The 26,152-nt window shown below is 67.7% G+C and carries 30 protein-coding genes and 1 tRNA gene; 15 read left to right on the top strand and 16 right to left on the bottom strand.

Annotated elements, in window-relative coordinates; translation table 11 throughout:
- Window positions 1-46: 46 nt before the first annotated feature.
- Together ACFY9N_RS06545 and ACFY9N_RS06540 are read left to right on the top strand one after the other, a co-directional pair.
- Window positions 47-853, top strand: coding sequence for an SGNH/GDSL hydrolase family protein (locus ACFY9N_RS06545; protein ID WP_391477557.1), 807 nt, complete (start codon window positions 47-49; stop codon window positions 851-853).
- A gap of 16 nt (window positions 854-869) precedes the next feature.
- Window positions 870-942: transfer RNA gene (locus ACFY9N_RS06540), tRNA-Arg, on the top strand.
- Between the two features lie 235 nt (window positions 943-1,177).
- Here the strand turns inward: ACFY9N_RS06540 and ACFY9N_RS06535 are convergent.
- The 6 genes from ACFY9N_RS06535 to ACFY9N_RS06510 form a co-directional block, all read right to left on the bottom strand.
- Window positions 1,178-1,942, bottom strand: coding sequence for a hypothetical protein (locus tag ACFY9N_RS06535; protein WP_391477555.1), 765 nt, complete (start codon window positions 1,940-1,942; stop codon window positions 1,178-1,180).
- The gene (locus tag ACFY9N_RS06530; RefSeq protein WP_391477554.1) at window positions 1,897-2,256 is read right to left on the bottom strand and encodes a hypothetical protein; all 360 of its coding nucleotides are present in this window, start codon (window positions 2,254-2,256) and stop codon (window positions 1,897-1,899) included. Before ACFY9N_RS06530 ends, ACFY9N_RS06535 begins: the two co-directional genes overlap by 46 nt.
- Entirely contained in the window at window positions 2,253-2,582 is a 330-nt protein-coding gene (locus ACFY9N_RS06525) for a hypothetical protein (protein WP_391477553.1), read from the bottom strand. Before ACFY9N_RS06525 ends, ACFY9N_RS06530 begins: the two co-directional genes overlap by 4 nt.
- 232 nt (window positions 2,583-2,814) lie before the next feature.
- Window positions 2,815-4,374 (bottom strand): GMC oxidoreductase, encoded by a 1,560-nt coding sequence (locus tag ACFY9N_RS06520; protein WP_391477551.1) that lies wholly within the window; start codon window positions 4,372-4,374, stop codon window positions 2,815-2,817.
- Window positions 4,371-5,777: an alpha/beta fold hydrolase gene (locus tag ACFY9N_RS06515; RefSeq protein ID WP_391477550.1), complete on the bottom strand. Its 1,407-nt coding sequence runs from the start codon at window positions 5,775-5,777 to the stop codon at window positions 4,371-4,373. The genes ACFY9N_RS06520 and ACFY9N_RS06515 overlap by 4 nt, the downstream gene beginning before the upstream one ends.
- On the bottom strand, window positions 5,774-6,673 hold the full coding sequence (locus ACFY9N_RS06510) for an SDR family oxidoreductase (protein ID WP_391477549.1): 900 nt from the start codon (window positions 6,671-6,673) through the stop codon (window positions 5,774-5,776). Before ACFY9N_RS06510 ends, ACFY9N_RS06515 begins: the two co-directional genes overlap by 4 nt.
- Before the next feature lie 134 nt (window positions 6,674-6,807).
- Here ACFY9N_RS06510 and ACFY9N_RS06505 point away from each other — a divergent pair, with 134 nt between their 5' ends.
- Window positions 6,808-7,257 carry a BLUF domain-containing protein gene (locus ACFY9N_RS06505; protein ID WP_391477547.1) on the top strand — a complete coding sequence of 150 codons (450 nt, stop codon included), beginning with the start codon at window positions 6,808-6,810 and terminating at the stop codon, window positions 7,255-7,257.
- A 39-nt stretch (window positions 7,258-7,296) separates the two neighbouring features.
- Here ACFY9N_RS06505 and ACFY9N_RS06500 read toward each other — a convergent pair whose 3' ends face one another.
- Window positions 7,297-7,782 (bottom strand): MarR family transcriptional regulator, encoded by a 486-nt coding sequence (locus ACFY9N_RS06500; RefSeq protein WP_391477546.1) that lies wholly within the window; start codon window positions 7,780-7,782, stop codon window positions 7,297-7,299.
- Between the two features lie 943 nt (window positions 7,783-8,725).
- On the opposite strand from ACFY9N_RS06500, the gene ACFY9N_RS06495 reads away from it, so the two are divergent.
- The gene (locus ACFY9N_RS06495; RefSeq protein ID WP_391477544.1) at window positions 8,726-9,061 is read left to right on the top strand and encodes a sigma factor; all 336 of its coding nucleotides are present in this window, start codon (window positions 8,726-8,728) and stop codon (window positions 9,059-9,061) included.
- Between the two features lie 60 nt (window positions 9,062-9,121).
- Window positions 9,122-9,514 carry a VOC family protein gene (locus ACFY9N_RS06490; protein ID WP_391477543.1) on the top strand — a complete coding sequence of 131 codons (393 nt, stop codon included), beginning with the start codon at window positions 9,122-9,124 and terminating at the stop codon, window positions 9,512-9,514.
- A 30-nt stretch (window positions 9,515-9,544) separates the two neighbouring features.
- Here the strand turns inward: ACFY9N_RS06490 and ACFY9N_RS06485 are convergent, their stop codons facing one another.
- Both ACFY9N_RS06485 and treS read right to left on the bottom strand, forming a co-directional pair.
- A complete protein-coding gene (locus ACFY9N_RS06485) occupies window positions 9,545-11,005 on the bottom strand; it encodes an aminoglycoside phosphotransferase (protein ID WP_391477542.1) in 1,461 nt (486 codons plus the stop codon).
- The gene (gene treS, locus ACFY9N_RS06480; protein WP_391477541.1) at window positions 11,002-12,771 is read right to left on the bottom strand and encodes a maltose alpha-D-glucosyltransferase; all 1,770 of its coding nucleotides are present in this window, start codon (window positions 12,769-12,771) and stop codon (window positions 11,002-11,004) included. Before treS ends, ACFY9N_RS06485 begins: the two co-directional genes overlap by 4 nt.
- 126 nt (window positions 12,772-12,897) lie before the next feature.
- Between treS and ACFY9N_RS06475 the strand changes: the two genes are divergently transcribed.
- Genes ACFY9N_RS06475 through ACFY9N_RS06455 form a run of 5 tightly spaced genes read left to right on the top strand, consistent with a single transcriptional unit; the run spans window position 12,898 to window position 16,008 of the window.
- Window positions 12,898-13,323: a GIY-YIG nuclease family protein gene (locus ACFY9N_RS06475; protein WP_391477539.1), complete on the top strand. Its 426-nt coding sequence runs from the start codon at window positions 12,898-12,900 to the stop codon at window positions 13,321-13,323.
- 43 nt (window positions 13,324-13,366) lie between these two features.
- Window positions 13,367-14,074, top strand: coding sequence for an ion channel (locus ACFY9N_RS06470; protein WP_391477538.1), 708 nt, complete (start codon window positions 13,367-13,369; stop codon window positions 14,072-14,074).
- 21 nt (window positions 14,075-14,095) lie between these two features.
- Window positions 14,096-14,563 carry a MarR family winged helix-turn-helix transcriptional regulator gene (locus ACFY9N_RS06465; protein ID WP_391477536.1) on the top strand — a complete coding sequence of 156 codons (468 nt, stop codon included), beginning with the start codon at window positions 14,096-14,098 and terminating at the stop codon, window positions 14,561-14,563.
- A 26-nt stretch (window positions 14,564-14,589) separates the two neighbouring features.
- On the top strand, window positions 14,590-15,012 hold the full coding sequence (locus tag ACFY9N_RS06460) for an organic hydroperoxide resistance protein (RefSeq protein WP_391477535.1): 423 nt from the start codon (window positions 14,590-14,592) through the stop codon (window positions 15,010-15,012).
- A gap of 18 nt (window positions 15,013-15,030) precedes the next feature.
- Entirely contained in the window at window positions 15,031-16,008 is a 978-nt protein-coding gene (locus ACFY9N_RS06455; RefSeq protein ID WP_391477533.1) for a zinc-binding dehydrogenase, read from the top strand.
- Between the two features lie 99 nt (window positions 16,009-16,107).
- Here the strand turns inward: ACFY9N_RS06455 and ACFY9N_RS06450 are convergent, their stop codons facing one another.
- The 4 genes from ACFY9N_RS06450 to ACFY9N_RS06435 are packed head-to-tail and all read right to left on the bottom strand — an operon-like array spanning window position 16,108 to window position 18,975.
- Window positions 16,108-16,500, bottom strand: coding sequence for a DUF1304 domain-containing protein (locus ACFY9N_RS06450; protein ID WP_391477532.1), 393 nt, complete (start codon window positions 16,498-16,500; stop codon window positions 16,108-16,110).
- Window positions 16,501-16,539: 39 nt separating this feature from the next.
- Window positions 16,540-17,370, bottom strand: coding sequence for a CPBP family intramembrane glutamic endopeptidase (locus ACFY9N_RS06445; RefSeq protein ID WP_391477530.1), 831 nt, complete (start codon window positions 17,368-17,370; stop codon window positions 16,540-16,542).
- Window positions 17,367-18,092, bottom strand: coding sequence for a tRNA (guanosine(46)-N7)-methyltransferase TrmB (trmB, locus tag ACFY9N_RS06440; RefSeq protein WP_391477529.1), 726 nt, complete (start codon window positions 18,090-18,092; stop codon window positions 17,367-17,369). Before trmB ends, ACFY9N_RS06445 begins: the two co-directional genes overlap by 4 nt.
- 43 nt (window positions 18,093-18,135) lie before the next feature.
- Window positions 18,136-18,975, bottom strand: a complete 840-nt coding sequence (locus tag ACFY9N_RS06435; RefSeq protein WP_391477528.1) for a DUF3097 domain-containing protein — start codon at window positions 18,973-18,975, stop codon at window positions 18,136-18,138.
- A gap of 122 nt (window positions 18,976-19,097) precedes the next feature.
- Between ACFY9N_RS06435 and ACFY9N_RS06430 the strand changes: the two genes are divergently transcribed.
- The 4 genes from ACFY9N_RS06430 (at window position 19,098) to ACFY9N_RS06415 (ending at window position 23,255) form a co-directional block, all read left to right on the top strand.
- Window positions 19,098-21,149 (top strand): TPM domain-containing protein, encoded by a 2,052-nt coding sequence (locus tag ACFY9N_RS06430; protein WP_391477527.1) that lies wholly within the window; start codon window positions 19,098-19,100, stop codon window positions 21,147-21,149.
- 55 nt (window positions 21,150-21,204) lie between these two features.
- Window positions 21,205-21,948 (top strand): PspA/IM30 family protein, encoded by a 744-nt coding sequence (locus tag ACFY9N_RS06425; protein ID WP_391477526.1) that lies wholly within the window; start codon window positions 21,205-21,207, stop codon window positions 21,946-21,948.
- Between the two features lie 66 nt (window positions 21,949-22,014).
- Window positions 22,015-22,821, top strand: coding sequence for an arginase family protein (locus tag ACFY9N_RS06420; protein WP_391478466.1), 807 nt, complete (start codon window positions 22,015-22,017; stop codon window positions 22,819-22,821).
- The gene (locus ACFY9N_RS06415) at window positions 22,818-23,255 is read left to right on the top strand and encodes a Fe-S oxidoreductase (RefSeq protein ID WP_391477524.1); all 438 of its coding nucleotides are present in this window, start codon (window positions 22,818-22,820) and stop codon (window positions 23,253-23,255) included. Before ACFY9N_RS06420 ends, ACFY9N_RS06415 begins: the two co-directional genes overlap by 4 nt.
- 3 nt (window positions 23,256-23,258) lie before the next feature.
- Here the strand turns inward: ACFY9N_RS06415 and ACFY9N_RS06410 are convergent, their stop codons facing one another.
- The 3 genes from ACFY9N_RS06410 to ACFY9N_RS06400 are packed head-to-tail and all read right to left on the bottom strand — an operon-like array spanning window position 23,259 to window position 24,973.
- Complete coding sequence (locus tag ACFY9N_RS06410) at window positions 23,259-23,729, bottom strand: SIP domain-containing protein (protein WP_391477523.1); 471 nt, start codon at window positions 23,727-23,729, stop codon at window positions 23,259-23,261.
- Window positions 23,730-23,786: 57 nt separating this feature from the next.
- Complete coding sequence (locus ACFY9N_RS06405; RefSeq protein ID WP_391477522.1) at window positions 23,787-24,500, bottom strand: tyrosine-protein phosphatase; 714 nt, start codon at window positions 24,498-24,500, stop codon at window positions 23,787-23,789.
- A complete protein-coding gene (locus ACFY9N_RS06400) occupies window positions 24,497-24,973 on the bottom strand; it encodes a carboxymuconolactone decarboxylase family protein (RefSeq protein WP_391477520.1) in 477 nt (158 codons plus the stop codon). Before ACFY9N_RS06400 ends, ACFY9N_RS06405 begins: the two co-directional genes overlap by 4 nt.
- A 171-nt stretch (window positions 24,974-25,144) precedes the next feature.
- On the opposite strand from ACFY9N_RS06400, the gene ACFY9N_RS06395 reads away from it, so the two are divergent.
- A complete protein-coding gene (locus ACFY9N_RS06395) occupies window positions 25,145-26,065 on the top strand; it encodes an alpha/beta fold hydrolase (protein ID WP_391478465.1) in 921 nt (306 codons plus the stop codon).
- Window positions 26,066-26,152 lie beyond the last annotated feature (87 nt).

Raw genomic sequence — 26,152 nt, 5'->3', positions numbered from 1 at the left:
ACGGTGTCGAATTTGCGCAGACCGATCTGTGACTTACCCTCATGCCATGACCGTCGCTCCCGCCCGCCTCCGACTGCGTTTCGTCGGCGTCGCCGCTGTGCTCGCCCTCGCCGTCGTCGCCGGCGTTCTCGGCGTCTGGCGCCCCTGGTCGCCGCTGCCGTCGACCGCACCCGTCGGCGCGGCGGAGGGAGAGCCCGCCGCGGCGATCGCCCCCGCTCCGGTCGTGCTTCCCGAGCACCCGACCGTCCTCGTGTTCGGCGACTCCTGGACCTACGGTTCGGCGGCCACGGTCCCGACCGAGGGCTACGCGTATCTCCTCGCCGATCTGCTCGACGGCGAGACGATCGTCAACGGCGTGCGCGGCAGCGGCTACCTCAAGCCCGGACTCGACGGCCCCGCCTTCGGCGAGCGCATCGCGGCGCTCGACCCCGCGCTCACTCCCGACCTCATCATCCTGCAGGGATCGATCAACGACCGCGCGCAGGGCGAGGCCGGATACCGCGAGGCCGTGAACGCGGCCTGGGATGCCATGTCGGCGACCTACCCCGAGGCGACGATCGTCATCCTCGGCCCCGCACCGCACGAACTCCCGGTGGGTGACGGCACCGCGCGCATCGACGCCGACCTCTCCGCCCTCGCGGCCGCCCGCGGCTGGTGGTACATCTCCCCCGTCGCCGAGAACTGGATCACCGAGCAGAACTACCTCGATGTCATCGACGTCGAGGTGGGGCGCAAGCATCCGTCCTCCGCCGGGCACCGCTACCTCGCCGAACGCGTGGCCGCCGCGCTCGACGCGCTCAGCGGCGCGCCGGTCACGATCGCCGGTGAGTCGGAGACGACCCCCGAGCAGTGATATCGTCGTTCGGTACGCCTCCGTAGCTCAGTGGATAGAGCGCCGGTTTCCGGTACCGTAGGTCGCAGGTTCGACTCCTGTCGGGGGCACGCGGGGTTGTACGCGGATGGTATGTGAATACGTACGCGTAACCCGCAAGCATGAGAAAAGCCGCCTGATTTCAGGCGGCTTTTCTCGTTGGAGGCACTTCTCGCTGATGGTTCGCCGTCCGAGGAGATCGACGTCGGCGCAGAAACGGCTCGAAGGCCGGCGCCGCAACCACTTCTGGGCATGCTGGCGCCGACCTTCGAGCCGGTGATGTGAGTGGTGCTGGCCTGCGGCCGGTTATGTGCGGACGGGGTTTCGTCGCGCTCGGCCGCGCTGGTGGATGACTCGCTGAAGTGCCGAGCTTCGACGTGGCTTTCGCTGCTTGGCGCGCGGTGCCTCGGTGCCGGCTTCGTGATCGTCGCCGTCCTCGGCCTTCTGGGCGGCGAAGTCGATGATCTTGTCGAGGTTGGCCGCGACGACGGCCATGGTGGCGAGGAAGTACTGCTTTACCGAGCCGCGCAGGCGGTGGCGGGATCCGTCCTCAAGCGCGTGGGTCCCGCCGTCCTTGAGGTAGGCGTTGAAGGACTCGACGCTGTTGCGGCCCTGACCGTACATCTCGCGCCATGCCTTGGAGCCGTACTGGTATCCCTGGGCGAACTTGCCTCCTGCTTCGGCGGGGAAGGTGGTGCTCGTCTTGTCGTCGCAGACCTTCGCGGGGCCTTCGACGGGGCGCTTGATGATGGTCAGCGGAACCTTGCCGGAGGCCAGGTTGGTCGGCTTGCGGGGGCAGGAAACGGTAGGTGAGTTGCCTGCGGCGGGGCACATCCAGGGTGTACGCCCCTTGGCGTCCGGCAGTTCCTTGCGGCTGAAGAGGTAGGGAGTGCGTGCTGCAACGTCGCTCTGCCATTGCTCGAGGCGAGCCCGAGCCCGAGCGCGGGCTGCGCGCTGAGACTTCGTGAGGGAACGGTTCTTGTCGTCAGCGTCCTCACCTTGGCGATACCGCTTGCTCGCGTCGATTAGCGTCTGTGGCATCGAGGCGCAGTACCAGTTGCCGTCGACCATGATGGCTCCGGCATAGCTGTCCTGGTAACGAGGAAGTTCTTGTGGTAATCCATGACGAGCTTCGCACCGGCGGAGCGAAGGTAGTTCTGGAGGTCGGCTTCTTTGGCGCCCGGAAGGTAGGCGCGGTCGCCGATAACGTGGTCGAGCCGGAGTCCACGGCTCACGATGTTCTCGAACATCGCTCGTGCCGCTTTGCCCGGTCCGAACGCCGGGGCGTGGTGACCGATGCCGACGACGATGTGCGGGATGGCTTCCGGGCGCGTTGGGTCATTGCTCGTGAGAACTCCGAGCTCCAGCTCGTAGGCGTACTTCATCTTCGTGATGGAGGTCTTGCCATCATCGGAGTGGTCGTCGGTTCCCCGGCCCAGAACGCGGCGTCGGGTTCGATGGAGACCAGCTCTTCGGCGCCGAGCTTGGAAAGCCGGGTGATGCCGACACCGCGTGCATGCACGCGAACCGCCGTCGCGTCGATGGTGACGGAGACCTTGTCGGGGCGTAAGCGCTTTGGCATCCACATGTAGGTCGCGTGAAGGAGCAGGTTCATCAGCTCGTCGGCGCGGTGCGCGCGAACGGAGAGTACTTCAGCGATCTCCGCACGGTCCGCTCGGACCCGGTCCCACTCCTGCTTCTGGAAACGCACTCCGCTTATGGGCGATTTCCAGGCGAACAGATGGAGTGTCGAACTCTGCGGCAGGGGCGTTCGGCGCGCGTCGAGTGACGGATCTTAATTGACCGGGAAACCGTTGCAAGTTCCGCGGCACAAAACGTCGGTGTGGCGACCCGTCCCAGCTCAGAATATTGGCGGGGGTCAGTGGGTCCGAGATAGTCCGAAGTTGAGAGCCCGCCGTAGCGCTCGAGCGATCATGTTCGCGTCATCGATCCGACTGCCCCGCGGCAAGTAGGCGGTCGGCGGTACGTAATGACAAGGCCATCTGGGTCAGTCCGGGGTTGGCGGCGAGTGCGGAGGGGAACGTCGAGTTGTCGCACACCCAGAGGTTGTCGACGTCATGCGAGCGACCATTGCCGTCGACCACGCCGTCGGCGGGATTGTCGCTCATTCGACACGTCCCGAGGGTATGCGCGGTGCGCGCGAGCACCCGCGTGCTGCGCGCTCCTGCGGCCTCGAGGATGGCTGTCATGGTTTTAATGGCGTGTTGGTCGAGTGCCTCCTCGTTCGCGCCCTGCGAGAACGAGATGCTCGCGCGGGGTATGCCCCATTCGTCCATCTCCGGTGACAGCTCCAGCAGATTGGCGTCGGAGGGTAGGCATTCGGCGTTCATTCCGATGCCGGCGCTGTAGCGCGACGTATCTAGGTCCTGCATGAGCTCTGGTCCCCACAGCGCGCCGCCGCGTACGAGGGTCGTGGCGTAGGTGAAGGGCATCACGCCGAGACTCTGCAACAAGTATCCGCCAGCGAAGTCCGCGTCTTCCGGGCGCAGGAAGTCTTCGGTGATGAGCGCCGACGGATAGCCTCGGTAACCGCGGATCTGCTCGTCGAAACGTCCCCACACTTGTACGGCGCCGTGTGCGAGGAAGTTGCGTCCGACTTGTCCGCTGGAGTTGGCGATGCCGTTGTGCAGCAGCAGCCGGGGGGTCTCGATGCCGCCACCCGCCAGCACGAGCGCAGCGCAGCGCTGTCGGTGATCGGTCCCGTCCTTTCGGTACACGACAGCGCTCACCTGACCGCGTGCGTCGCGCTCGATGGTGTGTACTACGGCGTCCGGTCGGATTTCTGCCCCGGCAGCGACGGCGGCAGGAAGGTAGGTGATCGCGGTGGTGGCCTTTGCGCCGTGTCTCTCTCCTTGATGGATTGAGCCGACATTCGTGGTCGCGTGTCGGAGCCCGTGGTGCGGTTGCTGCCGGTCTCGGGTGATGATCGCAGCGGGTGCGTCTGCAGATCGGATGCCGAGCGCGGCCGTTCCTGTCGCCATGAGATCGGCCGGCGCGTTCCGCTGCGGCGGCTCGTACTGGTAGTGGCGCGATGGGTCCCATGGGTAGGGAGTCGGACCGGAAACCCCGATGTACGCCTCGACCTCTTCGATGTAGCGGATGAGTTCGGAATGATCGACAGGCCAGTCGCGGCCGACACCCGTCTCGGTACGCAACCGCAGGTCGCGTGCATCTGGTCGAGGGGTAAAAGCCCCCCAGTGCACCGTGCCGCCGCCGACCCCGAACCCGCTGTTGTTCGGGCCGAATGCTGTCGGGGTGTCACCGCCGCTGAAGCGGCTCGACATCCAGTTGATGGCGGTGGCATCGATCTCGTCTGGGGTGTAATCGGCAGGGTCGTGGTTGGGGCCAGCTTCGAGGGCTACGACGCGCAGACCGCGTTCGGCCAATCGCGCCAGCAGCGGGGCGCCTCCTGCGCCCGTCCCGACGACTACGACATCGACAGCTTCGTCGAGGGAGTACGTCCTCATCGTGTCCAGGTTCATGCCGCGTCCTCCTCCGTCGCACCCACGATGAGGTCAGGAGTCGAACTGACTCCGAGATCGGAGGGCTCCCACTCGTCCCGGGCGCCTGCGGCGAGGTCTCGGTAGCCGGCAAAGTCGACGTCCTCTGCCCCCGTCGCGAATCCGTCGTAGCCGACCCGCGCCAGAGATGCGGGATGTGTGAGCCACTCTCGAATCACGTCAACGCGCACGTCCTCGAACCAGCGACGCATCTCGTCGGCCGTCAGGGCGCTACCGACGACTCCACAACCGTCCATGATGCCGCGGATCAGTGCGTCTTGTTCATCGGGGTTTTCCGGCCAGGCGGTCGCCAGGGCATCCAAACCCGCCTGGTACGCCTCGACGTCAGAGAGAGCCCCTGCGGGTCGCCATCCGTCTCCTCCTCCAGTTGCCAGGTCGGTGTCGACACGCGCCGCGAGGTCGATGCGTCCGCCGTCGGGCTGCGGGACGAGGCGGTCGGCGATGTGCCGGAGCAGGTCGAGGTGCGCGGCGCTGAGGACGCGAGGGCGATACTGCGGGTCGTCGGGTAGTGCTCGGCGAGCAAGAGCACTGCGTACCTTCGGGGAGGTGCGCTGCGAGGCGATGACGAGTCCCCATTCGGGCGGTACGAGCGCGCTGTGCGTGGAGATCTCGCCCCACAGCTCGCTGATAGCTCGCGCCACCTCGGACGGGCGTTCGTAAGACAGTAGGTGTCCGGCACCCGGCAAGGCCACGAAGCGTGCACGCGGGTAGACGTTCGATATCAACCCCGGCTGTGCCTCGGCACCCAGGAGCTCGTCCTGGTCCCCGCCGAGCACGGTGCACGGCAGGTCGAGGATGCCGACTTCGGACGAAATATCCTCGGTGCTGCCCTGCTCGAGCCAGCGTCTCCAAGCGACCGGCGACATCGCCCTCACAGATCGCACGACCGCCTCCTGCACCACCCCAGGCAGGGTCGCGCCGACGTTGTCGTCCACGAAGGTGTGTGCATCCGCCTCGGCAATACGCCCGCCATCGACCCAGGCGAGCATCTGGTCCCGTTTCGAGTCCGGCATCGGCTCAGGGGTGGGTGGCGATGGGGCGAGTAGAACCGCGCCCATCAGGCCAAACAGCGGAGCGTGTCCGTCACGGACACGCGCGGCGATCCCAGCCGCGACCTTACCGCCCATACTGTGCGCACAGAGCATCCAGGGTCCGCCGTCGACCTTCGACTCGATGGCTGCGATGGCGGAGTCCACCTGAGAGGCCACCGATCCGTCACCGGCATCAGGTGCGTCCCCGTGCCCGGGCAGTTCGACCACGACCAAATCGAACCGCTCGTCGAGCGAATTCATGACCGACCCCGCGGCAGTTCGGTCGAGTCCAAGGCCGGGCAGGAACACGATAGTGCACCGTGAACCAGTCATGGCGTGACCATTCCCCCGTTGACGTTCAACGTCGCTCCCGAGACATATCCCGACTCGGGCGATGCCAGGTAGACGTAAGCTGGCGCGAGCTCTGCGGGCTGGCCAGCACGCTGATAGGTGTTCTCATCATCGAAGTTCCGCATCTGCTCGTCCGAGACTCCTCCCGACACTTGAAGGGCCGTCCAGACGGGTCCAGGCGCCACCACGTTCACGCGAATGCCGCGCGACGCGAGTTGGAGGGAAAGCCCCTTTGACAAGTTGTTGACCGCAGCCTTCGTCGCCGCATAGTCGATCCTGTCGGGAGAGGGCTTGTAAGCCTCGAGCGAGGCAGTATTGACGATGCTCGCTCCAGCCTGAAGGTGGGCCAGAGCGGCCTTGGTGACCCAGAAGTTCGCGAAGACGTTGACGCGGAAGGTGTTCTCGAACTGCTCGTCGGAGAGGTTCTCCACCCGATCTACGGCAACCTGCTTACCAGCGTTGTTCACCAGGATGTCCAGACCGTCAAGGAATTCCGCAGCCACAGCCACGAGCTCACGACACTGCGCGGCTTCAGAAAGATCCGCAACGACGGCTCTTCCCCGTCGGCCAGCGGCGCCGATAGCCCCAAGGACGCGCGCCGCATCCTCTTCCTCCCCGGGGAGATGCGAAATGACGACGTCCGCACCCTCGCGAGCGAACGCAATTGCCACGGCCGCGCCGATCCCCGAATCACCACCAGTGATGAGAGCTTTGCGTCCTGACAATCGCCCGGACCCTCTATACGTATCTTCACCGAGATCGGGCACCGGCGTCATCTCAGCCTGTACTCCAGGTTCAGATTGGTGCTGCAGAGGCGGTTCGACCCGCTCGTACTGGGTGACGGGATTGATCAGCTCAAACGAATCGCGCTCTGGCATTCGCCCAAGCTACGGCAAGAAGCCGCTCACCGTTTGGGGCTTGCACTTCTGAGCTTCGTCAGTCGGTAGACACGGCGGTCGCATGCGCTGGGCTCCGTCGCGCAACCTTGGGGGCGTGGCCGTAATCTTTGTCCATGACCGATTCGCTGGGCCCCTTCGTTTACTCCGTTGTATATACCAGCGCAGAGACGACAGTCTTCGACGATGAAGATCTGGAGGCTCTCCTCGTCCACGCTCGAGACAGGAACGAGAAGGCGGGCATCACCGGTGTGTTGCTGTACCGGCGAGGTCGATTCGTTCAGTACCTCGAAGGCGACGAGAGGGAGGTGCGTGCTCTCATCGAGCGCATAGCCTCAGATCCTCGGCACACTGGAGTGCGTGTGATCATCGACGACAGATACACCACTCGGCATTTCCCACATTGGACGATGGGCTACGTTTCTGAAGACTTCGAACCCGGATCGATGCCTATCGGTTTCCGTGTCGCGTTCAACGACCTCGACTCCATCGACAACGCCGCCGATGCGGCTGCGCTGCGCGCGTTGCGCGAACTGAGTCAGTGGTTCAGAGCTCAGTCGTCGTAAAACGCGTGATAGCCCGGAGCGGCACGGCTCGTGGTGCCATCAGTCCCGGCACTCTCGAGTGATGAGGTCTGCCACCTCTTCGAGGAATGTGACGATGGACGCTGCTTCCTCGGGAGACAGCTGGGCGGCTCGTTCGTGAACCGCCAGCGCAGTCGCATCCAACCCTTCCGTCGGGTCGATTCGGCGGAGGGGCACGAGGAGCTTGGAGCGACTGTCTGCGGGATTGCGTTGCGTCGTGATGACGCGAGCCGTCTCGAGCTTCTCAATCGCTTTCGTGATGGCAGCCGTGGTGACCTGCAGTTCGTTGGCGAGGTCACTCGGGGTGATCGCTTCGTGACGGTGATCTGCCTCGGCGATGAGCCGCGTGATCTCCCTTAGCAGAGGACTGGGGCCACAGGACGCGTGCCGACGCCGGGCCAGCTGGTCCTCCGCAAGCCGCACCCGCTCGACCGCTTTCGTCACGTCGAGCACGGTCGTCGATGCAACGGATGTCCAAATCGCCGAGGAGCTGTCAACAACGGACATCCTCACTCACCCCCGTTGATGAGCGCGAGCCAGCGACCGAACTCGCTCTCCTCCGCAGTGGGAACCACATCCGAGCTGGACGAATCTCTCCGAGGACGCATTTCTTCTCCTTTTCGCTGAGTAGGTCAGCCGGCGTAGCCCACCAGCAACATCGATGAGACCGAGGTGATCGTGACAACAGCCACAGCGGCCGCGAGTGCGGGCATGGTCGCTCGCACCGTCGAAAGCAGCTTTCGAGGTGTCATCCCATCGCCAGAATCGCCACCCCGGAAAAGAAGAGTGCCATCGCACCGACTCCTGCAGCCGAGGCAGCCACAAACCCGCTCTCAAGTCGCGCAGGCCGAAGCATCCCGCTGCGTCGCCCCACAGCAGAGCGGGATGAGACGGGCATACCGTCTTGCGGAAGCTCAGCCTGCAACCGTCGAGAGATAACAATAGACATGTCGACTAGATTACTAGGCTAACTAGCTAAGTCAAAGCGGCGCTCCTTGTGTTGATGTGAGGCGTCGTCATCCTCGATGGCAGTAGCGCAGAACTGAGCCTCCCGCGCCTAAAACGCTCTCGGAGCATGTCCCGGCGCGTGAGGCCTTCCGTAGCGCGGGTTCCCGGCGTACAAGTGATGGGGGCCTAGTGAGAGGTGCGGCCATGGCGACGATGACGGTTCGCGAGTACCTGCGAGACTCGAAAGATGCGAGAGGCACGGGGCGCAGCCCGGAGCATCGTGGGCGACGCGATGACGGAGGTCATGGAGGATCGACATCCGTGAGCCACGCCAAATCCCCCGGAATCACGCGGCAAAACACCATCCGCGTACAACCCACGCGTATCAGAAGAGCCGCCTGATCACAGGCGGCTCTTCTGCGTGATGGCCATGGGCCTACCATGCACGCAGAGCTCACACAAGCGCCCGGGAGTCTCCGGCGGATCGTGGCACCCTCGAGTCATGACCACCCTCGCGCCTCCGACCCGAGCGAGTGAAGATGACCCCTGGGCCACGGCCGACGACGTCCTGACGAGGGTGGCGACGGGAGACCGGCTCGCGCTCGCAGAACTGTATGACGGCACGGCCGGAAGAGTGTTCGGCCTCATCCGACGAACGGTCGGCGACCCCATCGTGGCGGAGGCGGTACTGCAGGGCGTTTACGTGGACGTCTGGACGCACGCGCCGAAGTTCGACGCGCGACGCGGTTCCGCCCTGCTCTGGCTCGGCGGTGTCGTTCGACGCCGGTTGCTCCAGATCCCCGGCGGCCGGGAGCACGACGATTCCTCCGGGGTCTGATTCCTCTGAGCGGAGCAGACAACCCTGGACACCGTCCCGCGGCGAGCGCATGCTGATCCCATGACCGGATTCCAGATCACGCACCCTTTCAGCGGGTTCAGCGTCGACTCGATCGATGCAGCCCGCACCTTCTACGGCGACACCCTCGGGTTGGACGTCACGACCAATGCGATGGGTTTCCTCGACATCCGTCTTCCCGACGGCGGCTCGATCCTCGTCTACGCGAAGCCCGACCACACGCCGGCGAGCTTCACGATCCTCAACTTCCCCGTGGACGACGTCGAAGCGGCCGTCGACGACCTGAATGCCCGTGGCGTGGTGACGAAGATCTACGACGATGAGATGGGCACCGACGCCAAGGGCATCATGCACGGCGGACCCGATCGCGGGCCGGACATCGCCTGGTTCACGGACCCGGCTGGCAACGTCCTCTCGGTTCTCTCGGCATCCTGATCCTGCGGCGTCGGCGCACCGGCCCCGGCGTCAGACGACGTCGGCGAGCGCGGCGAGCGGGATCGCGATCCACGCGGGACGGTTGCGCTTCTCGTAGACCGCCTCGTAGACGGCCTTGTCGGCGACGTACGCGTCGAGGAGCGTGCGGTTGTCGGCGAGGATGCGCTCCTCCTCACCGGGGGCCGCGGCATCCGCCCCCACCGATTCGGTGCGGCAGAGCGCGGCGACATAGGCGTCGAGGAAGTGCCCGCGGGCGCGACGCGCCCACTCGCGGGCGCGTTCGGCACGCAGGTCGTCTTCGGGATCGGGCTCGGATGCCTCCTCCCCCGTCTGCGCGAGGGCGACCGTGCCGGGCACGTAGTCGAAGGATCGCAGCATCCCGGCGACGTCGCGCCACGGCGAATCCGGGAGCGAGCGGTCCGCGAACGGTCGCCCCGGCTCGCCCTCGAAGTCGACGATGCGCCAGCCGTGCGCGGTGCGCAATGTCTGCCCCAGGTGGAGGTCGCCGTGGACGCGCTGCACGGCGAGACTGCCGAGGACAGCGACCGCGCCGTACGTCGCACGCAGACGCTCCGCGAACGGCGCGAGTTCCGGCACGACACCGAGGGCGTGATCGAGGCGCTCCTCCAGAGCACGAGCCAGAGAACGCGCGGCAGCGGCATCCCGCGTCTCGGAGGGGAACCGGGCACGGAGCGCCGCGTGCACCTCGGCGACCGCGGCGCCCAGGCGGGCGGCTTCGCCGGCGAAGTCGGCTCCCGACTCCTCGACGCTCTGCGACGGGTCGGAGAGCAGTGATCGCACGCTCCCGATCGCCAGTTCGAATCCGTCGGATGCGGTGCGCAGGAATTCCTGGACCATCGCGAGCTGCACGGTCTCCCCGTCGACGTCGGTCTCGACCCACCCGTAGAGCGCGGCGACGTGCTCGGAGTGCTCGCGCGTGAGTTCCCGGTGGATCTCGATGTCGGGGTTCGCCCCCGGCGTCACCTTGCGGAACACCTTCATGATCGCGATGTCGTCGAAGCGGATCGAGGAATTCGACTGCTCGCCGCTCAGCGGAGACGCACGCAGGCGCGGATCCAGCGGCTCGGTCCCCGGCACGCGGTGGAACCGCAGCCCGCCACGCTCGACGACCCCGCTCTCCTCCGCCGCCACGAGACCGCTGGTCCAGAGCGCCATGGCGTAGCGATCGTGCACGGCATCGTAGACGTGCGTGATGCGCCCCTCTTCGTCGGCCGCTCCGATGAACGCGTGGGCGATCGCCTCCTGCGGCTCGTCGTAGAGCGACAGCGGCACCTGATATGTCTCGTTCCCACCCTCGCCGTCGGAGTAGTCGACCGTCACGAGGAAGACCGCCACCCGGACACCCCGGTCCGACCCGTCGAGGTCCGCGATCCGCCGCACCTGTGATACACGGAACGGCCGGCTCTTCCCGGCGAACCAGCGGGTCCGCACGAGGTAGTCCTCGAGCACCTCCGGAGCGATGACGTTCACAGCATCCCCCGATCGTCGGCATCGTCGGCGGGTTCCTGCAGCTGGAACCAGAAGAACCCGTGCCCGCCGAGAGTCAGCAGGTACGGCAGCTCGCCGACGCGGGGGAAGGGCACGCCGCCCACCAGTTCGACCGGCACCATCCCCTCGAAGCGACGGAGGTCGAGCTCGACCGGCTGCGGGAACTGCGACAGGTTGTTGACGCAGAGGATGACGTCGACCGTGCCGTCGTCGTTGGTGTGCTCGCGCGTGTACGACAGGACGGCGGGATTCGATCCCCCGAGATCGTTGAAGCTGCCGAGCCCGAACGCCGGATGCTTCTTGCGAGCGTGGATCATCAGCCGCGTCCAGTGCAGCAGCGACGACCTGTCCTCCTGCTGCGCCTCGACGTTCACCGCGAGATACCCGTAGACGGGGTCCTGCACGATCGGACGCGAGAGGCGTCCGGGGTTGGCGGTCGAGAAGCCCGCGTTGCGGTCGGAGGTCCACTGCATGGGAGTGCGCACGCCGTCGCGGTCGCCGAGCCAGATGTTGTCGCCCATCCCGATCTCGTCGCCGTAGTACAGCACCGGTGATCCGGGCAGTGACAGGAGCAGCCCCGTGAACAACTCGATCCGGTCGATGTCGTTGTCGAGCAGCGGCGCGAGGCGACGACGGATGCCGATGTTGGCCTTCATTCGGGGATCCTGGGCGTACTCGCTCCACATGTAGTCCCGGTCCTCGTCCGTGACCATCTCGAGGGTGAGCTCGTCGTGGTTGCGCAGGAAGATCCCCCACTGGCAGCCGGACGGGATCGACGGCGTCTCCGCGAGGATCTCGCTGATCGGGTACCGGGACTCCCGCCGCACCGCCATGAAGATCCGCGGCATGACGGGGAAATGGAAGCACATGTGGCACTCGTCGCCGCCGACATCCGGGTCGCCGAAATAGTCGACGACGTCGGCCGGCCACTGGTTCGCTTCCGCGAGCAACACACGACCGGGGTACTCGTCGTCGACGATCCGCCGCACCTTCTTGAGGAAGTCGTGCGTCTCCGGCAGGTTCTCGCCGTTGGTCCCCGGTCTTTCGTAGAGGTACGGGACGGCGTCGAGGCGGAAACCGTCGAGGCCCATGTCGAGCCAGAACCGCATGGCGTCGATCATCGCCTCGTGCACCTTCGGGTTGTCGAAGTTGAGGTCGGGCTGGTGCGAGAAGAACCGGTGCCAGAAGTACTGCTGTCGCACGGGATCCCAGGTCCAGTTGCTCGGCTCGGTGTCGACGAAGATGATCCGCGCGTCCTGGTAGAGGTCGTCGGTGTCGCTCCACACGTAGAAATCGCCGTAGGGTCCGTCGGGATCGGTGCGGCTCGCCTGGAACCACGGATGCTCGTCGCTGGTGTGGTTCATGACGAAGTCGATGATCACGCGCATGTCGCGCGCATGGGCCGCGTCGAGGAACTCCTGGAAGTCCGCGGTGGTGCCGAGATCGGACTGGATGCCCGTGTAGTCGGCGACGTCGTATCCGCCGTCGCGCAGCGGGGAGGGGAAGAACGGCGGGATCCAGAGGCAGTCGACGCCGAGCCACTGCAAGTAGTCGAGCTTGTCGATCAATCCGCGGAAATCACCCGACCCGTCTCCGTCGCCGTCCTTGAACGAGCGGACCAGGACCTCGTAGAACACGGCGGTCTTGAACCACTCGGGCGCGGGGCTGCCCGGGGTGTCGGGGAACGGCTCCTGGGTGAGGATGGGGATGGATGCCGTGGGCGGTGCCGGATCGGCCGCAGTGCTCATGCGTTTCTCCCGTCTCGCAACATGCGCCCAACCTGTCACACCCGGCCCCGCGAGCGTCACCCCTTGCGGGTTCCGACGGCGAAGGTGTACCGCGGCCGTGTCGGAGGCGGCGTCTAGCCTGCGAATATGATCCGCCTCTCTCCTCTCCCCGGGCCCTGCCTCCTCTGCGGCGGGGGCGACGGCGAGCGGAAGGACGGCCGCTGGCTGTGCGCGATCTGCGGCTGGCGGTACGGCGACGTTCCCGACGACGATCTTCCGCGCCCACGCGTCGACGTCGTCTACTACCTCCGCTACGAGCGACGGGTGAAGATCGGCACGAGCGCGAACCCTCGACAGCGACTCGCACGCATCCGCCACGACGAACTGCTCGCATTCGAGCGAGGTGACCGTGCTCTCGAACAGCAGCGGCACGGGGAGTTCGCCGAGTGGCGCGAGGCCGGCGAGTGGTTCACCTTCTGCGCCCCGCTCGAAGCGCACACGCGGGGTCTGCGTCGCGCGGGTGCCCCGTGGCACCAGTACGCGCGCTGGGTGAGCGAGACCCTGCAGAGGTGAACCGACGGTGGATGCGCCGTGAGCGCGGTGCCATACTGGCGGCGTGTCGAGCCACGACGAGGTCGAGGGAGACGGCCGACGCCGGCCGAGCGAGGGCGATATCGGCTACTGCGGTGTGCTCGCCCTTCTCGTGGTCTCGTACGGCCTCTCCGCCACCCAGCAGTCGACGAACCCGAGCCCGATCGCATTCATGCTCATCCTGGCGACCGTCGCCGTGGTCTTCCGCATCACCGGGGCGAACGCCGTGCTTCAACGCAAGAGCTGGGTGATCCTCTCGGTCGCCGGAGTGGGGGCGGTCGTCGCGGTGTTCTCGGGCACCGATCAGCTGCTCCTCGACATCGGTCTCTCCGCAGCGATGCTCGTGGCGCTCCTCATCGCTCCCGTCGCGATCATCGCGCACCAGATCTGTCGTCGAGGTCTGAAACTCGAGGCTCTCCTCGCGGCGATCACGGCATACGCGCTCGTAGAGATCGCCTTCGCCTTCGCCTTCAACCTGCTCGGCCTGCTCTCCCCTCATCCGGTGTTCGGCGAAGCCCACGAGGATTCCCTCGCCCACCAACTGTTCTTCTCGTTCACGACGCTGACGACGACCGGGTACGGAAACCTCGTTCCCGAGACCACCGCCGGGCAGACGATCGCCGTCGTCGAGGCGGTCACCGGCCAGCTCTTCCTCATCACCGCGTTCGCCCGCATCCTGCGCGGCGCGACCGCGCCACGGGAGCAGCCACCGAGTTGGCTTGTGCACAATTGAATTGCGTGCAATACTCACTTCATGGCCGTGACCGATGAGATGGTGTGCTTCTCGCTGTACTCCGCCGCCCGTGCGACGACGCAGGCGTACCGCGCGCTCCTCGCCCCATGGGGTCTGACCTACCCGCAGTACCTGGTGCTCGCGATCCTCTGGCACGAGGGAGAGCAGACGATCGGCTCGCTCGGCGAGGCGATGCAGCTCGATTCCGGCACGCTCTCCCCGCTCGTGCGCCGCCTCGAGCAGGCGGGCCTCGTGCGCAAGCAGCGCAGCTCCGACGACGAGCGGGTCGTGACGGTGCAGCTCACCGCCGAGGGTCAGACCCTGCGGGGCGACCTCGCGACGATCCCGGCCGAGGTCGCCGGGTTCTCCGGCATCCGCGACGACGAACACCGGCGCCGTCTCATCGCCGAGCTCCACGAGCTGACGCGCCTGCTCCAGGCATCCACCCCGACTCCCGCCGGCGCCGCACGCGACCGCGGCTCCGAATGACCACCCTCCCGGAAGGAAACACCCCCATGGAAGCTCTCTACACCGCCGAAGCACTCGCGACGGGCGCCGGACGCAACGGACACGTCGCGACCGACGACCGTCGCGTCGAGTTCGATCTCGCCATCCCGAAGGCGATGGGCGGGAGCGGCGACGGCGCGAACCCCGAGCAGCTCTTCGCCGCCGGCTACGCCGCCTGCTTCCACTCGGCGCTGCAGTCCGTCGCCCGCGCGCAGAAGGTCCAGATCGAGGACTCCTCGGTCGGCGCCCGCGTGCACATCGGCTCCAACGGCCAGGGCGGGTTCGGCCTCGCCGTCGAGCTCGAGGTCGTCATCCCGACCCTCCCGCACGAGCAGGCGCAGGCGCTCGCGGGTGCCGCGCACCAGGTGTGCCCGTACTCCAACGCGACGCGCGGCAACATCGACGTCACCATCACCGTCTCCGACGACTGACCCCCGAAGGAGCACGCCATGCACGCACTCATCCACCACGCCTTCGGCGAAGCCGAGGACGTGCTCGCCGTCGAGAAGCGGCCCGTTCCCGAGCCCGCCCCCGGCCAGGTCCGCCTCCGCGTCGTCCTCTCCCCCATCCACAACCACGACCTGTGGACCGTGCGCGGCACCTACGGCTTCAAGCCCGAGCTTCCCGCCGCCTCCGGCACCGAAGCGCTCGGCATCGTCGACGCGCTCGGTGACGGCGTCGAGCATCTCACCGTCGGCCAGCGCGTCGCCACCGGCGGCACGTTCGGCGCCTGGGCCGAATACATCGTCGCGAACGCCGCCGGGCTCATCCCCGTGCCGGACGGCCTGTCCGACGAGAGCGCCGCGCAGCTGGTCTCGATGCCGTTCAGCACGATCAGCCTGCTGCAGTTCCTCGATGTGAACGAGGGCGACTGGATCGTCCAGAACGCCGCGAACGGCGCCGTCGGGCGCATGCTCGCCCAGCTCGGCGCCGCGCGCGGAGTGAACGTGCTCGGACTCGTCCGCCGCACGGCCGGCGTCGAGGAACTGCGCGCCCAGGGCATCGAGAACGTCATCGCGACCGACCGGGAGGACTGGCGCGATCAGGCCGCCGCACTCACCGGTGGCGCCGCTCCCGTCGCCGGCGTCGACTCCGTCGGCGGATCGTCGGCGGGCGACGTGCTCTCGCTGATCGGCGAGGGCGGAACGCTCGTCGCCTTCGGCGCGATGAACTCCCCCGTCATGGAGATCGCCTCATCCGACGTGATCTTCAAGCAGGCGACGGTGAGGGGCTTCTGGGGCAGCAAGGTCATCCAGACCATGGATGCCTCCACGCGCGGCGCCCTGTTCGGGGAGCTGATCCAGCGGGTCACCGACGGCACGCTCACCCTCCCGGTCGCCGGCACGTTCGAGGCGGCCGACATCGCGGATGCCGTGCGCCTCAGCAAGACCCCCGGTCGTGTCGGCAAGGTGCTCCTGCGCTTCTGACACCGCACTGACCGGAGCGGGCCGGGTCGCCGATGTCGGCGGCCCGGCCCTTCTGTGCCCGGATGATTGCAGGGACTCACGCGGACGGAGCGATGATTCTCAGGCGAGCGACGCGCCGATCGCGGTGACGACGACCGCGAGCAGCGGCAGCGTGCCCTGCATCGCGGCGGCGCGCGCCTTCGTACGGTCCGACAGCACCAGCACGAGAGCCGCAGCGAGCATCATCCCCGTACCGGCGAAGACCAGGGTCAGCCCGATCGCCGTGAACCCGAACATCGTGAACCCGATGCCGAAGAGGGTCGTGAGCGCCAGGAACAGGTTGTAGAAGCCCTGGTTGAACGCGAGCTGCTTCATCGTCACGGCATCCGCTTCACTGGCGACGCCGAAGATCTTGCGGGTCTCGGGCTCGGTCCACTTCAGCGACTCGAGCGCGAAGATGAAGACGTGGAAGGCGGCAGCAGCCGCGGCGAGGACGAGTCCGGCGATGAGCATCTTCCGATTGTGGCAGACCCGCGCCATCACGCGACGCACTCAGACCAGGAAGATCGGCAGCAGTCCGGGGTTGTGCGCGTGCACGAGAACCGCGAACACGACGGCGTCGAACAGCAGATGAACCGTCACCACGTAGGCGAGCGAGTGCGTGCGCAGGAAGATGAACCCCTGCAGCAGCGCGAACGGGATCGTCAGGAGCGGTCCCCACTCCCGGTACCCGAGCTCCCAGAGGAACGATACGAACACGATCGACTGCAGCACGTTCGCCACGGCATCCGGGAAGTGACGGCGCAGCAGTGCGAATACGGTGCAGATGAAGAACAACTCGTCCCAGATTCCCACGGCGCCGACGCCGACGAAGAGTCGGGCGATCAGATCGGGGGTGTCCACGACGGGCCAGTTGCTGTAGACGCCGCTCGTGATGAAGTAGAACGGCAGGATCAGCCAGCCGAGCACCAGAACGGCGACGAGCCAGCCCCACTGCAATCGGCCCCATCGGCGGTGCGCCCGCCAGGGGAACGAGATCGCCCGGTCGCGATAGACGAAGCGCGACACGAGGTAGGGCACCGCGACTGCACCACCGAGCGCGAGGGTGAAGCGCAACATCGCCAGGTTGTCGAGTTCGGCCGCCAACGGGATCACACTCACGACGAGCAGGCCGAGGGCGACGAGCGACAGGTCGCGCGTGAGCGACGGAGCGGACGCCGTGACGCGCCCGCGCTCGATCACCCAGGCGATACCGATGCCGAGCGCCAGCAGCACCCACCCGAGCCAGGCGATCTCCGCGACGAAGAACGCGGGCGCCGCGGCGCACACGAACACTGCGGGGACGATGCCCCGCGTGCGCAGGTCGCTCCGCGCGTCGGTCACGAGCGCGGGCGACGCCGATAGACGAGGTCGCGGATGTCGCGCCCCTTCGCGATTCCCTTGCGCTCGAACGCCGTCATGACGCGTCCATCGAAGCGCTCGGCCCACTCCCCCTCGAACGCCCGCTCGAACAGCGGCTCGGCGTCCAGCACCTCGCGCATCTGCAGCGCGTAGTCCTCCCAGTCGGTCGCAAGACGCAGCAGGCCTCCGTCGACGAGAGCCCTCGCCGCGTTGTCAGCGAAGCCCGGGCGCACGAGGCGACGCTTGGTGTGCTTCTTCTTGTGCCACGGATCGGGGAAGAAGATCCACGTCTCGGCGGCCGAGGCTTCGGGGAGGTACGACGAGAGGACCTCGGGCGCGTTCGCCTCGACCACCCGCAGGTTCCTCGCGCCCTCACGATCCGCGTCGAGCATGGTTCGGGCGAGTCCCGCACGGAACACCTCGACGGCGAGGAAGTCGTCTTCCGGTCGCGATGCCGCCGCGGCGACGATCGCGTGGCCCTGGCCGGAGCCGATCTCGACGATCAGGGCAGCGTCGCGGCCGTACTCGGCGGCGACGTCGAGGCGGGCCTCCGGGTGCACCGACGTCCAGGCGACGGCCCGCGGCACGTCGAGCAGGTAGTGCGGGGCGAGGTCGGTGAAGGCGCGGTCCTGCGCCTCGGACATCCGCCCGCTCCGGCGCACGAAGGACACCGGCTCGTCACGGAAGGTTCGGGGTTCGGGCATGCTTCCAGGGTAGTCGGGTGCGTCCCCGGGCCCGACGCGCAGATCAGCCCGCAGGTTCCGTCACGAAGTCGATGAGCTCCTCCACCCTGCCGAGCAGCGCCGGCTCGAGGTCGCGATAGGAGTGCACCTTGCTCAGGATGTGCTGCCACGCGCGTGCGGTGTCGGCCTGGGTCTCGTGCGGCCAGCCGAAGGCGCGGCAGATGCCGGTCTTCCAGTCGATACCGCGCGGGATCTCGGGCCAACGCGCGATGCCGAGGGCCCGCGGGGTGACGCACTGCCACACGTCGACGAACGGATGCCCGACGATGCGCACATGACGCCCGTGCGGACCCCGGGCGACGGCATCCGCGATCCGCGACTCCTTCGAGCCGGGGACGAGGTGGTCGACGAGCACGCCGTACCGCCGCTTCGCGGACGGCGGCTCCTCGGCGAGCAGCTCGTCGAGGAGATCGACACCCTGCAGGTGCTCGACCACGACGCCCTCGACGCGGAGGTCGGCGCCCCACACCTTCTCGACGAGTTCCGCATCGTGCTTGCCCTCGACGAGGATGCGACTCGGCAGCGCGATGCGCGCGCGCTGGTCGCCGACGGCGAAGGACCCGGATGCCGTGCGCTGCGGCGCCTGCGTCTTCGGCGCCGGCGGCGCCAGCCGCACCGGCTGTCCTTCGAGGAGGAACCCGCCGCCGAGCGGGAACAGGCGCTTCCGGCCTTTCCAGTCCTCGAGTTCCACGTTGCCGCCCTGCACGCGCGTGACCGCGCCGCAGTATCCGTCCTCGGCGACCTCGACGACGAGATCGAGTTCCGCCGCGACCGTCGGTACCTGCTTCGCACCGCGTTCCCGCCAGCCCGCTGCGAGCACATCCGATCCGTACCTGTCGTCCATGCCTCCCAGCGTATGCGTCTCCGCTGAGGGCGAACGGCGATCCGGCGCAGGATGCTGTCGCGTGTCGGCCGGTGTGAATAGACTCGGGACATGGGGCTCGCCTGCCGGTCGGAGGAAGAACGATGAAGACACGGTGGCTGGCGCTGAGCGCCGCGGCCCTCGTCGCGGCGGCGGGTCTGCTCTCTGCGGGCGCCGCCTCCGCGACCGACCCCCTCCCGCTCGATTCCGGATACGTGACCGACTCCGCGGGGGTCTTGACCTCGAGCGAGAAGGACGCCGTAGAAGAGCGCCTCCAAGAGCTCACCGAGAACTCCTCCGCCGATCTCTTCGTCGTCTTCGTCGACGAGTTCACCTCTCCGAGCGACCGGGTCGAGTGGGCGGACACCACCGCGACGCGCAGCAACCTCGGCCCCGACCAGTACCTGCTGGCGATCGCGACGGACCAGCGCAGCTATTACATCTCCGCCGCCGAGGGCGGCCCCCTGAGCAACTCGCGCCTCGACGACATCGAGCAGGAGATCCAGCCGCTGCTCGCGCAGGACGATTGGGACGGTGCCGTGCTGCTCGCCGCAGACGAGATCCAGGGCGACGGCGGTGCCGGCGCCCTGCAGGCGTTCCTGGTCGTAGCCGGCCTCATCGCGCTCGCTCTCGTGGCATGGCTGGTGATCGCCCTCGTCCGACGCAGCCGCCGCGCGGCGGCGATCCGCAAGCGCGGGGCGATGCCCGAGCATCCGGACCCGGCCGATCCGTTCTCGACACTCACGGACGAGCAGGTGCAGACGCAGGCGGGTTCCGCGCTCGTCCAGGCCGACGACGCCATCACTTCGAGTCGCGAGGAGTTGGGGTTCGCCATCGCCCAGTTCGGGGAGAACGCGACCGCGGAGTTCACGACCGTCGTCGATCAGGCGAAGGCGAAGCTGTCGGAGGCCTTCGACCTCAAACAGAAGCTCGACGACGAGATCGAAGACACGGTGCACGAGCAGCGCGCCTGGAACATCCGGATCATCCAGATCGCCGACGAGATCGACGACGTCCTCGACGCGAACACCGAGGCGTTCGACGCCCTGCGCAAGCTCGAGCAGAACGCTCCGCAGGAACTCGAGCGGGTACGCCGTGAGCGCGCCGCGCTGACGCCCGTCCTCGCCGGAGCGGCTTCGGCGCTGGCGACGCTGTCGACCACGTACGCGGGTGACGCCCTGAGCACCGTCGCCGACAACCCCGCCCAGGCACAGGAGCGCGCGGCTCTCGCCGATCATGCCATCGATGCCGCAGCGCAGGCGATCTCGGCGGACCGCACGGGCGAAGCGGCATTCGCCATCCGCACGGCCGAACAGTCCGTCGCTCAGGCGAATCAGCTCGTACAGGCGATCACGGCCCTGGGCTCGGATCTCGCGGCCGTCGAGGCGCAGACGCAGGCGCTCGTGGCCGAATTGCACTCCGACGTCGCCGCCGCACAGCAACTTCCGGACTCGACCGGGGCGCTCTCGGCCGCCGCGTCGACCACGCTCCAGTATCTGCAGGCCGCACAGACCGACCTCAGCGGAACCGCCCGCAATCCCCAGCGTGCGTTCGACGCCCTGACCGCCGCGAACACCCAGATCGATGCGGCCATCGCACAGGGCCGAGAGGCCGTCGAGCGCACGCGACGCGCTCAGCAGATGCTCGAGCAGACGCTCACCCAGGCGGGATCCGAGATCCGCACCGCACGGGAGTTCATCGAGACCCGCCGCGGAACGGTCGGCTCCACCGCTCGCACCCGTCTGTCGCAGGCCGATGCGAGCCTGACCCAGGCGCTCAGCCTGCGCGGCACGTCGCCCGACGCCGCACTCGCCGAGGCCACCCGGGCGCTCGATCTCGCCCGCCAGGCCACCGCCTCCGCGTCCGCCGATGTCTCCGCGTACAACTCGCGCGACTACGACGGGTGGGGCGGCGGACCGTTCGGGGGCTCCGGCGGATCCCAGAACTCAGGACTCGGCGGCGACATCCTCGGCGGCATCATCGGCGGTCTCCTCGCCGGCGGGGGTGGGGGCGGCAGCCGCTCCTCCTCTCGGAGCAGCAGCTGGCGGTCGAGCGGGGGCGGCGGGTTCCGCAGCTCCGGCTTCGGCGGCGGTCGTTCCAGTGGCGGTCGCTCCGGCGGAGGCCGCAGCGGCCGCTCGGGAGGTGGGCGCTTCTGAACCTCATAGGCCATTCGACAAGACTTCGATTCCGACCCTCTGAAAGGAACCTCGCATGACCAAGCAGTCCATCTTCGGACGAATCTCGACCCTCGTCCGCGCGAACATCAACTCGCTCCTCGACTCTGCCGAAGACCCGCAGAAGATGATCGACCAGCTCGTGCGCGACTACACCAACAGCATCGCCGACGCCGAGTCCGCGATCGCCGAGACGATCGGCAACCTGCGCCTGCTCGAGCGCGATCACGAGGAAGACGTCCAGTCCGCCACGGAGTGGGGCAACAAGGCTCTCGCCGCCAGCCGCAAGGCCGACGAGATGCGCGGCTCCGGCGACACGGTCGACGCCGACAAGTTCGACAACCTCGCGAAGATCGCGCTGCAGCGTCAGATCAGCGCCGAGCGCGAGGCTCGCGGCGCCGAGCCGCAGATCGCCGCCCAGACCGAGATCGTCGACAAGCTCAAGAGCGGCCTGAACGGCATGAAGGACAAGCTCGGCGAGCTGAAGAACAAGCGCAGCGAGCTCCTCGCGCGCGCCAAGGTCGCCGAGGCGCAGACCAAGGTGCAGGACGCCGTCGGATCGATCAACGTGCTCGACCCCACCAGCGAGCTGGGCCGCTTCGAAGACAAGGTGCGCCGCCAGGAGGCCATCGCGCAGGGCAAGATCGAGCTCGCCGCGTCGAGCCTCGACGCCCAGTTCGAGAGCCTCGAGGACCTCGGCGAGCTCACCGAGGTCGAGGCGCGTCTCGCCGAGCTGAAGGCCGGCGGAACCGCTCCCCGTCAGGCCATCGAAGGCAACTGACCCACCCCGCGGATGCCCCGGACCCACTGTCCGGGGCATCCGCACTTCCTCTTCCCGGAGGCACTCATGGTGCGATTCCTCGTCGTCCCGCAGTGGCAGGGGTCGCCGGCCGCCCGCGCGATGCTCCTCGTCGACGGCGCATCGGCCATCGCCGGTGATCTGCCGCGTGCCCGCACGACCACTCTCGACGTGCCGGTTGAAGCCGGCGAGTCGCTGGGCACCGGGGTGCACCGGCTCAGTTCTCTGCTGCGCACCCGCGAACTCGTCCGCGAGCATCTCACCGACGAGTACACCGTGCTGATCGGCGGCGACTGCAGCATCACGGTCGCGGCTCTGGACGCACTGCCGGGCGGCAACGACGACCTGGCCGTGGTGTGGTGCGACGCGCACGCCGACATGAACACCCCCGAGACCTCTCCCTCCGGGGCGTTCTCCGGGATGGCGCTTCGCGCGATCCTGGGCGAGGGCGAGCCGCAGCTCGCTCTCACCGCGCCGCTCCCTCGAGATCGCATCGTGTCGGTCGGCATGCGCGCCCTCGACGACGCCGAGGTCGACGAGATCTCCTCGTTCACCCACCTGCAGGTCGCCGATCTCGACGACACGGACGCTCTGCTCGATGCCGTGCGCGCGACCGGTGCGTCGCGGGTCTGGGTGCACATCGACGTCGACGTACTCGACCCCGCCGAGATCGCCGGTGTCTCCGATCCCGCACCGTTCGGGCTCACACCCGCGGCGCTCGCCTCTGCGATCCGTCGACTGCGCGACGAGCTCCCCCTCGCGGGCGCCACCGTATCGGGATTCGCGCCGCGCACGCCTGCCGATGCGGTGGACGACCTCGGAGCCATCCTGCGTCTGATCGGCGCAGTGGCATGACGTCGGACTGGCGACCCGCCGCCGATGAGGCCCTCGCCCGCGGCCGACGCTTCGATCGCCGCATCCCGGCGTTCCTGCTCCGCTCCCCCGTGAGCCGGATCGGCTACGCGTGGGGCACGGCGGTCGGGTGGATCTGGGGGTCGCTGTGGAGCACCGGCCCCGTCGAGCGCCGCGCCGGGCTCTGGATCTTCCGCGGCATGCCGTCGTGGACCTACAACCGCGGCGGGGTGTGCGTCGGAGGATGCTTCCTCACCGGCGACGTTCGTCCGACGGACGCGGTCCTGCGGCACGAGGCGGTGCACAAGGCGCAGTGGCTGCGCTACGGATTCCTCATGCCGGTGCTGTACTTCGTCGCGGGACGCGACCCGCTACGGAACCGCTTTGAGATCGAAGCGGGCCTGGAGGACGGCAACTACGTGCGACGCTCGCGCTGACGCTCAGCGATCGATCGGGAGCAGGCCGAAGCGCTCAGGAGTGTGGATCGAGGTCGCCTCGACCGCGAGACGCGTCGTGAGGTGATCGACGATGTCGGCGCTGCCGAGGTAACCGCCGAGAAGAGTGACCTGAGTCGAGACCTCGTCGTCGCACAGCATCTCGTCGGCCCACGCGCACGTGGCACGTGCGAGTGCCTGGCCGGGAGCGCAGGAGCGACCGGAGCCCGGGGCACCCGAACGGTCAGCGCGCGCCAGCCAGGTCACGGTCATGCGCGCCGGCGCATCGATGACCTGGATGTCGTCGGCAGTCGGCACCTCGATGAAGATGCGACCGGAGGCGCACAGCGGCAACGTGGAGAGGAACACCTCGAGGTCGACGAGCGACTTCTCGTCCGCCGTGACGAGGTGGTGCGAGCGCTGACGTGCGGCACGACGCGCTGCGCGCGTGCTACGGGTGTCGAACGAGGTGTCCATGGTGCTTACATCGTAACACCGATGAAGGCATGCCTAACCTTGCTACGCGGATCCGGCTCACCCGATGGGCTCGACGAGAGCCGCGACGAGGCCATCGAGCTCGGCATCCGTCATCCCCTGTGCGCGAAGATAGTCGGCCGCCGAGCCCCAGCGCTCGTCGATCACTTCCAGCAGGCGGCGCATCACGGGCGCCGGAGATTGCGTCGCGAGAGCGACGGCGTTCACGGCCTCGGGGTGGAGCTCGGTCAGGTATGCGGCGATCCGACGGTTCCGCTCCGGCGGGAGCTGCGACTCGGTCATCGCATAGTCCTCGATCACCGCCTCGCGATCAGCCCCCACCGCCGACAGCGCCAGCGCGACGGTCACTCCGGTGCGGTCCTTGCCGACCGTGCAGTGGACGAGCGTGGGCTCCCCCTCCGCGATGATGCGGATGGCTTCGACGAGCCTCTCACCGCTCTCCTCGAGGAGATGGAGGTAGAGGTCCTCGAGACTCGTATCGGTCTCGAAGAACGAGCGAACGGACCCCAGGAACAGCGGCAGATGCGTGGTGTCGGGTCCGACGATCTCGCTGGGCTCCGCCGCCACCTCCTCGCCGTCCCGCAGATCGACGATGTGCGCGACGCGCCGGCGGAGTTCCTCGGCCCCCTTCGCCGTCGCTCCGGAGAGCTGGCCGGAACGCAACAGGACGCCCTGTCGGATGCGACCGCCTGCCGCCGGCATCCCGCCGACGTCCCGAACGTTGTTGACGCCGCCGACGTCGAGCACGCTCATGGCTGCGCCTGCGGCGAGCGCGCCGGCACGGGGTACCGCCCGGCGACCACGACACGGTTGAACGCGTTGATCGACACGCACGCCCAGCTCAGCGCGGCGTACTCCTTCTCGGTGAAGACGCTGCCGACCCGGTTGTAGACCTCGTCGGACACGCCCTCGTCCGAGATGAACGTGAACGCCTCGGCCAGTTCGAGTGCGGCACGTTCCCGCTCGCTGAACACCCCACTCTCGCGCCAGGTCGCGATCTGCATCATGGTGTCGGCGTCGATGCCTGCGGCCTCGGCACGGTCGACGTGGATGCGGGTGCAGTAGGCGCATCCGTTCAGCTGCGAGCAGTGGATCATGACGAGTTCCTTGAGACGATCGTCAATCCCGTTGGCGGCGCAGATCTCGCCCACGGTGCGCGAGAACGCATCCAGGGCCTGGTAGGCGGTCGGCTCGGTCTTGGAGAGGTGCACTCGCGTCTCGCTCATGACTCCATGATATTCGGCGGAAGCGATCATCCGGCCGACGCATTGCGTCATCAGGAAATTCAGAACGCCAAGTTGACCAACCCGAAATATGTCAATAATGCAACTCAATCGGCATACTGAGCGTGCAGATTGATCCGCCATTTCGCGATGTCCGTCCCCGGGGCGCAGAATATGGGCGTGGCGATCGACATCAGCGAGTTCAGCTATCTCCCCGCGCAAGCAGAGGCCCTCGGCGTTCCCGTTCCTCTGGTCGAGCGGCTCACCCTCCCGCTGCCGGACGGTCGTACGGCTAGTGCTCTCCGCTTCGGCGCAGAGCCGCCGCGCGTGACCCTGTTGCACGGTGCGGGCCTGAACGCCCACACGTGGGACACCACCGCGCTCGCCCTCAGCACCCCTCTGCTCGCGATCGACCTCGCCGGGCACGGCGACTCGTCGTGGCGCGATGACCTCGACTACACACCGCGCACGCTCGCCGTCGATGTCGCCGCAGCGCTCGATGCCTGGACCAGCGGTCCTCAGGTGGTCGTCGGCCAGTCCCTGGGCGGCCTGACCGGCGCAGCGCTGGCGGCGACCCGTCCCGACCTCGTCGCCGAACTCATCGTCGTCGACATCACCCCCGGCATCGACACCTCCGCCGGCCCCGCAGCTCTTCGGGAGTTCTACGCCGGCCCGGTGGATTTCGCTACCCGCGACGAACTCGTCGACAAGGCCATCTCGCTCGGCTTCGGCGGCACACGCCCCGAGACCGAGCGCGGCGTCTTCCTGAACACGCGCGTGCGCCCGGACGGACGCATCGAGTGGAAGCATCACTTCGCGCACCTCGCCGCGCAGGCCCTCGCCTCTCCCGCGCCGGGAAACGCAGCGGCACCGTCCGTCCTGCACGAGACCGGATGGGACGACCTCGCCGCGGTGCGCGCTCCCCTCACGCTCATCCGCGCGACGCGCGGCTTCGTCAGCGAAACGGATGCCGACGAGCTTCAGCGCCGCGTCCCGAACGCACGGGTGGCGGTCTTCGAGGCCACCCACAACGTGCAGGAGACCGCTCCCGTCGAGCTCGCCGAGTTCGTCGCCGCTGCCTCCGCGTCGGTGTGAAACGCAATGTGACGTCGCGTTCCACACCGCACCCTTCGATTTCTCACCCGTCCCTAGGCTCGTTCCACCGGCACACAGCACCTGCCG

It is taken from the genome of Microbacterium sp. NPDC008134, assembly GCF_042957055.1.
In the GTDB taxonomy this organism is placed as follows: Bacteria; Actinomycetota; Actinomycetes; order Actinomycetales; family Microbacteriaceae; genus Microbacterium.
Note: the sequence above shows the minus strand (reverse complement) of the source record. Positions and strands in the feature narration are given on the sequence as shown.

Coding starts and splice junctions, on each gene's coding strand:
- ACFY9N_RS06515 (WP_391477550.1), bottom strand. CDS start 5,777: ATGACTGGTTCACGGTGCACTATCGTGTTCCTGCCCGGCCTTGGACTC.
- ACFY9N_RS06410 (WP_391477523.1), bottom strand. CDS start 23,729: ATGGACACCTCGTTCGACACCCGTAGCACGCGCGCAGCGCGTCGTGCC.
- ACFY9N_RS06500 (WP_391477546.1), bottom strand. CDS start 7,782: ATGTCCGTTGTTGACAGCTCCTCGGCGATTTGGACATCCGTTGCATCG.
- ACFY9N_RS06505 (WP_391477547.1), top strand. CDS start 6,808: ATGACCGATTCGCTGGGCCCCTTCGTTTACTCCGTTGTATATACCAGC.
- ACFY9N_RS06425 (WP_391477526.1), top strand. CDS start 21,205: ATGACCAAGCAGTCCATCTTCGGACGAATCTCGACCCTCGTCCGCGCG.
- trmB (WP_391477529.1), bottom strand. CDS start 18,092: ATGCCCGAACCCCGAACCTTCCGTGACGAGCCGGTGTCCTTCGTGCGC.
- ACFY9N_RS06535 (WP_391477555.1), bottom strand. CDS start 1,942: ATGGTCGACGGCAACTGGTACTGCGCCTCGATGCCACAGACGCTAATC.
- ACFY9N_RS06490 (WP_391477543.1), top strand. CDS start 9,122: ATGACCGGATTCCAGATCACGCACCCTTTCAGCGGGTTCAGCGTCGAC.
- ACFY9N_RS06475 (WP_391477539.1), top strand. CDS start 12,898: ATGATCCGCCTCTCTCCTCTCCCCGGGCCCTGCCTCCTCTGCGGCGGG.
- ACFY9N_RS06530 (WP_391477554.1), bottom strand. CDS start 2,256: ATGAAGTACGCCTACGAGCTGGAGCTCGGAGTTCTCACGAGCAATGAC.
- ACFY9N_RS06395 (WP_391478465.1), top strand. CDS start 25,145: ATGGGCGTGGCGATCGACATCAGCGAGTTCAGCTATCTCCCCGCGCAA.
- ACFY9N_RS06545 (WP_391477557.1), top strand. CDS start 47: ATGACCGTCGCTCCCGCCCGCCTCCGACTGCGTTTCGTCGGCGTCGCC.
- ACFY9N_RS06405 (WP_391477522.1), bottom strand. CDS start 24,500: ATGAGCGTGCTCGACGTCGGCGGCGTCAACAACGTTCGGGACGTCGGC.
- treS (WP_391477541.1), bottom strand. CDS start 12,771: ATGAGCACTGCGGCCGATCCGGCACCGCCCACGGCATCCATCCCCATC.
- ACFY9N_RS06450 (WP_391477532.1), bottom strand. CDS start 16,500: ATGCTCATCGCCGGACTCGTCCTCGCCGCGGCTGCTGCCGCCTTCCAC.
- ACFY9N_RS06455 (WP_391477533.1), top strand. CDS start 15,031: ATGCACGCACTCATCCACCACGCCTTCGGCGAAGCCGAGGACGTGCTC.
- ACFY9N_RS06420 (WP_391478466.1), top strand. CDS start 22,015: ATGGTGCGATTCCTCGTCGTCCCGCAGTGGCAGGGGTCGCCGGCCGCC.
- ACFY9N_RS06465 (WP_391477536.1), top strand. CDS start 14,096: ATGGCCGTGACCGATGAGATGGTGTGCTTCTCGCTGTACTCCGCCGCC.
- ACFY9N_RS06495 (WP_391477544.1), top strand. CDS start 8,726: ATGACCACCCTCGCGCCTCCGACCCGAGCGAGTGAAGATGACCCCTGG.
- ACFY9N_RS06520 (WP_391477551.1), bottom strand. CDS start 4,374: ATGAACCTGGACACGATGAGGACGTACTCCCTCGACGAAGCTGTCGAT.
- ACFY9N_RS06415 (WP_391477524.1), top strand. CDS start 22,818: ATGACGTCGGACTGGCGACCCGCCGCCGATGAGGCCCTCGCCCGCGGC.
- ACFY9N_RS06435 (WP_391477528.1), bottom strand. CDS start 18,975: ATGGACGACAGGTACGGATCGGATGTGCTCGCAGCGGGCTGGCGGGAA.
- ACFY9N_RS06460 (WP_391477535.1), top strand. CDS start 14,590: ATGGAAGCTCTCTACACCGCCGAAGCACTCGCGACGGGCGCCGGACGC.
- ACFY9N_RS06430 (WP_391477527.1), top strand. CDS start 19,098: ATGAAGACACGGTGGCTGGCGCTGAGCGCCGCGGCCCTCGTCGCGGCG.
- ACFY9N_RS06400 (WP_391477520.1), bottom strand. CDS start 24,973: ATGAGCGAGACGCGAGTGCACCTCTCCAAGACCGAGCCGACCGCCTAC.
- ACFY9N_RS06510 (WP_391477549.1), bottom strand. CDS start 6,673: ATGCCAGAGCGCGATTCGTTTGAGCTGATCAATCCCGTCACCCAGTAC.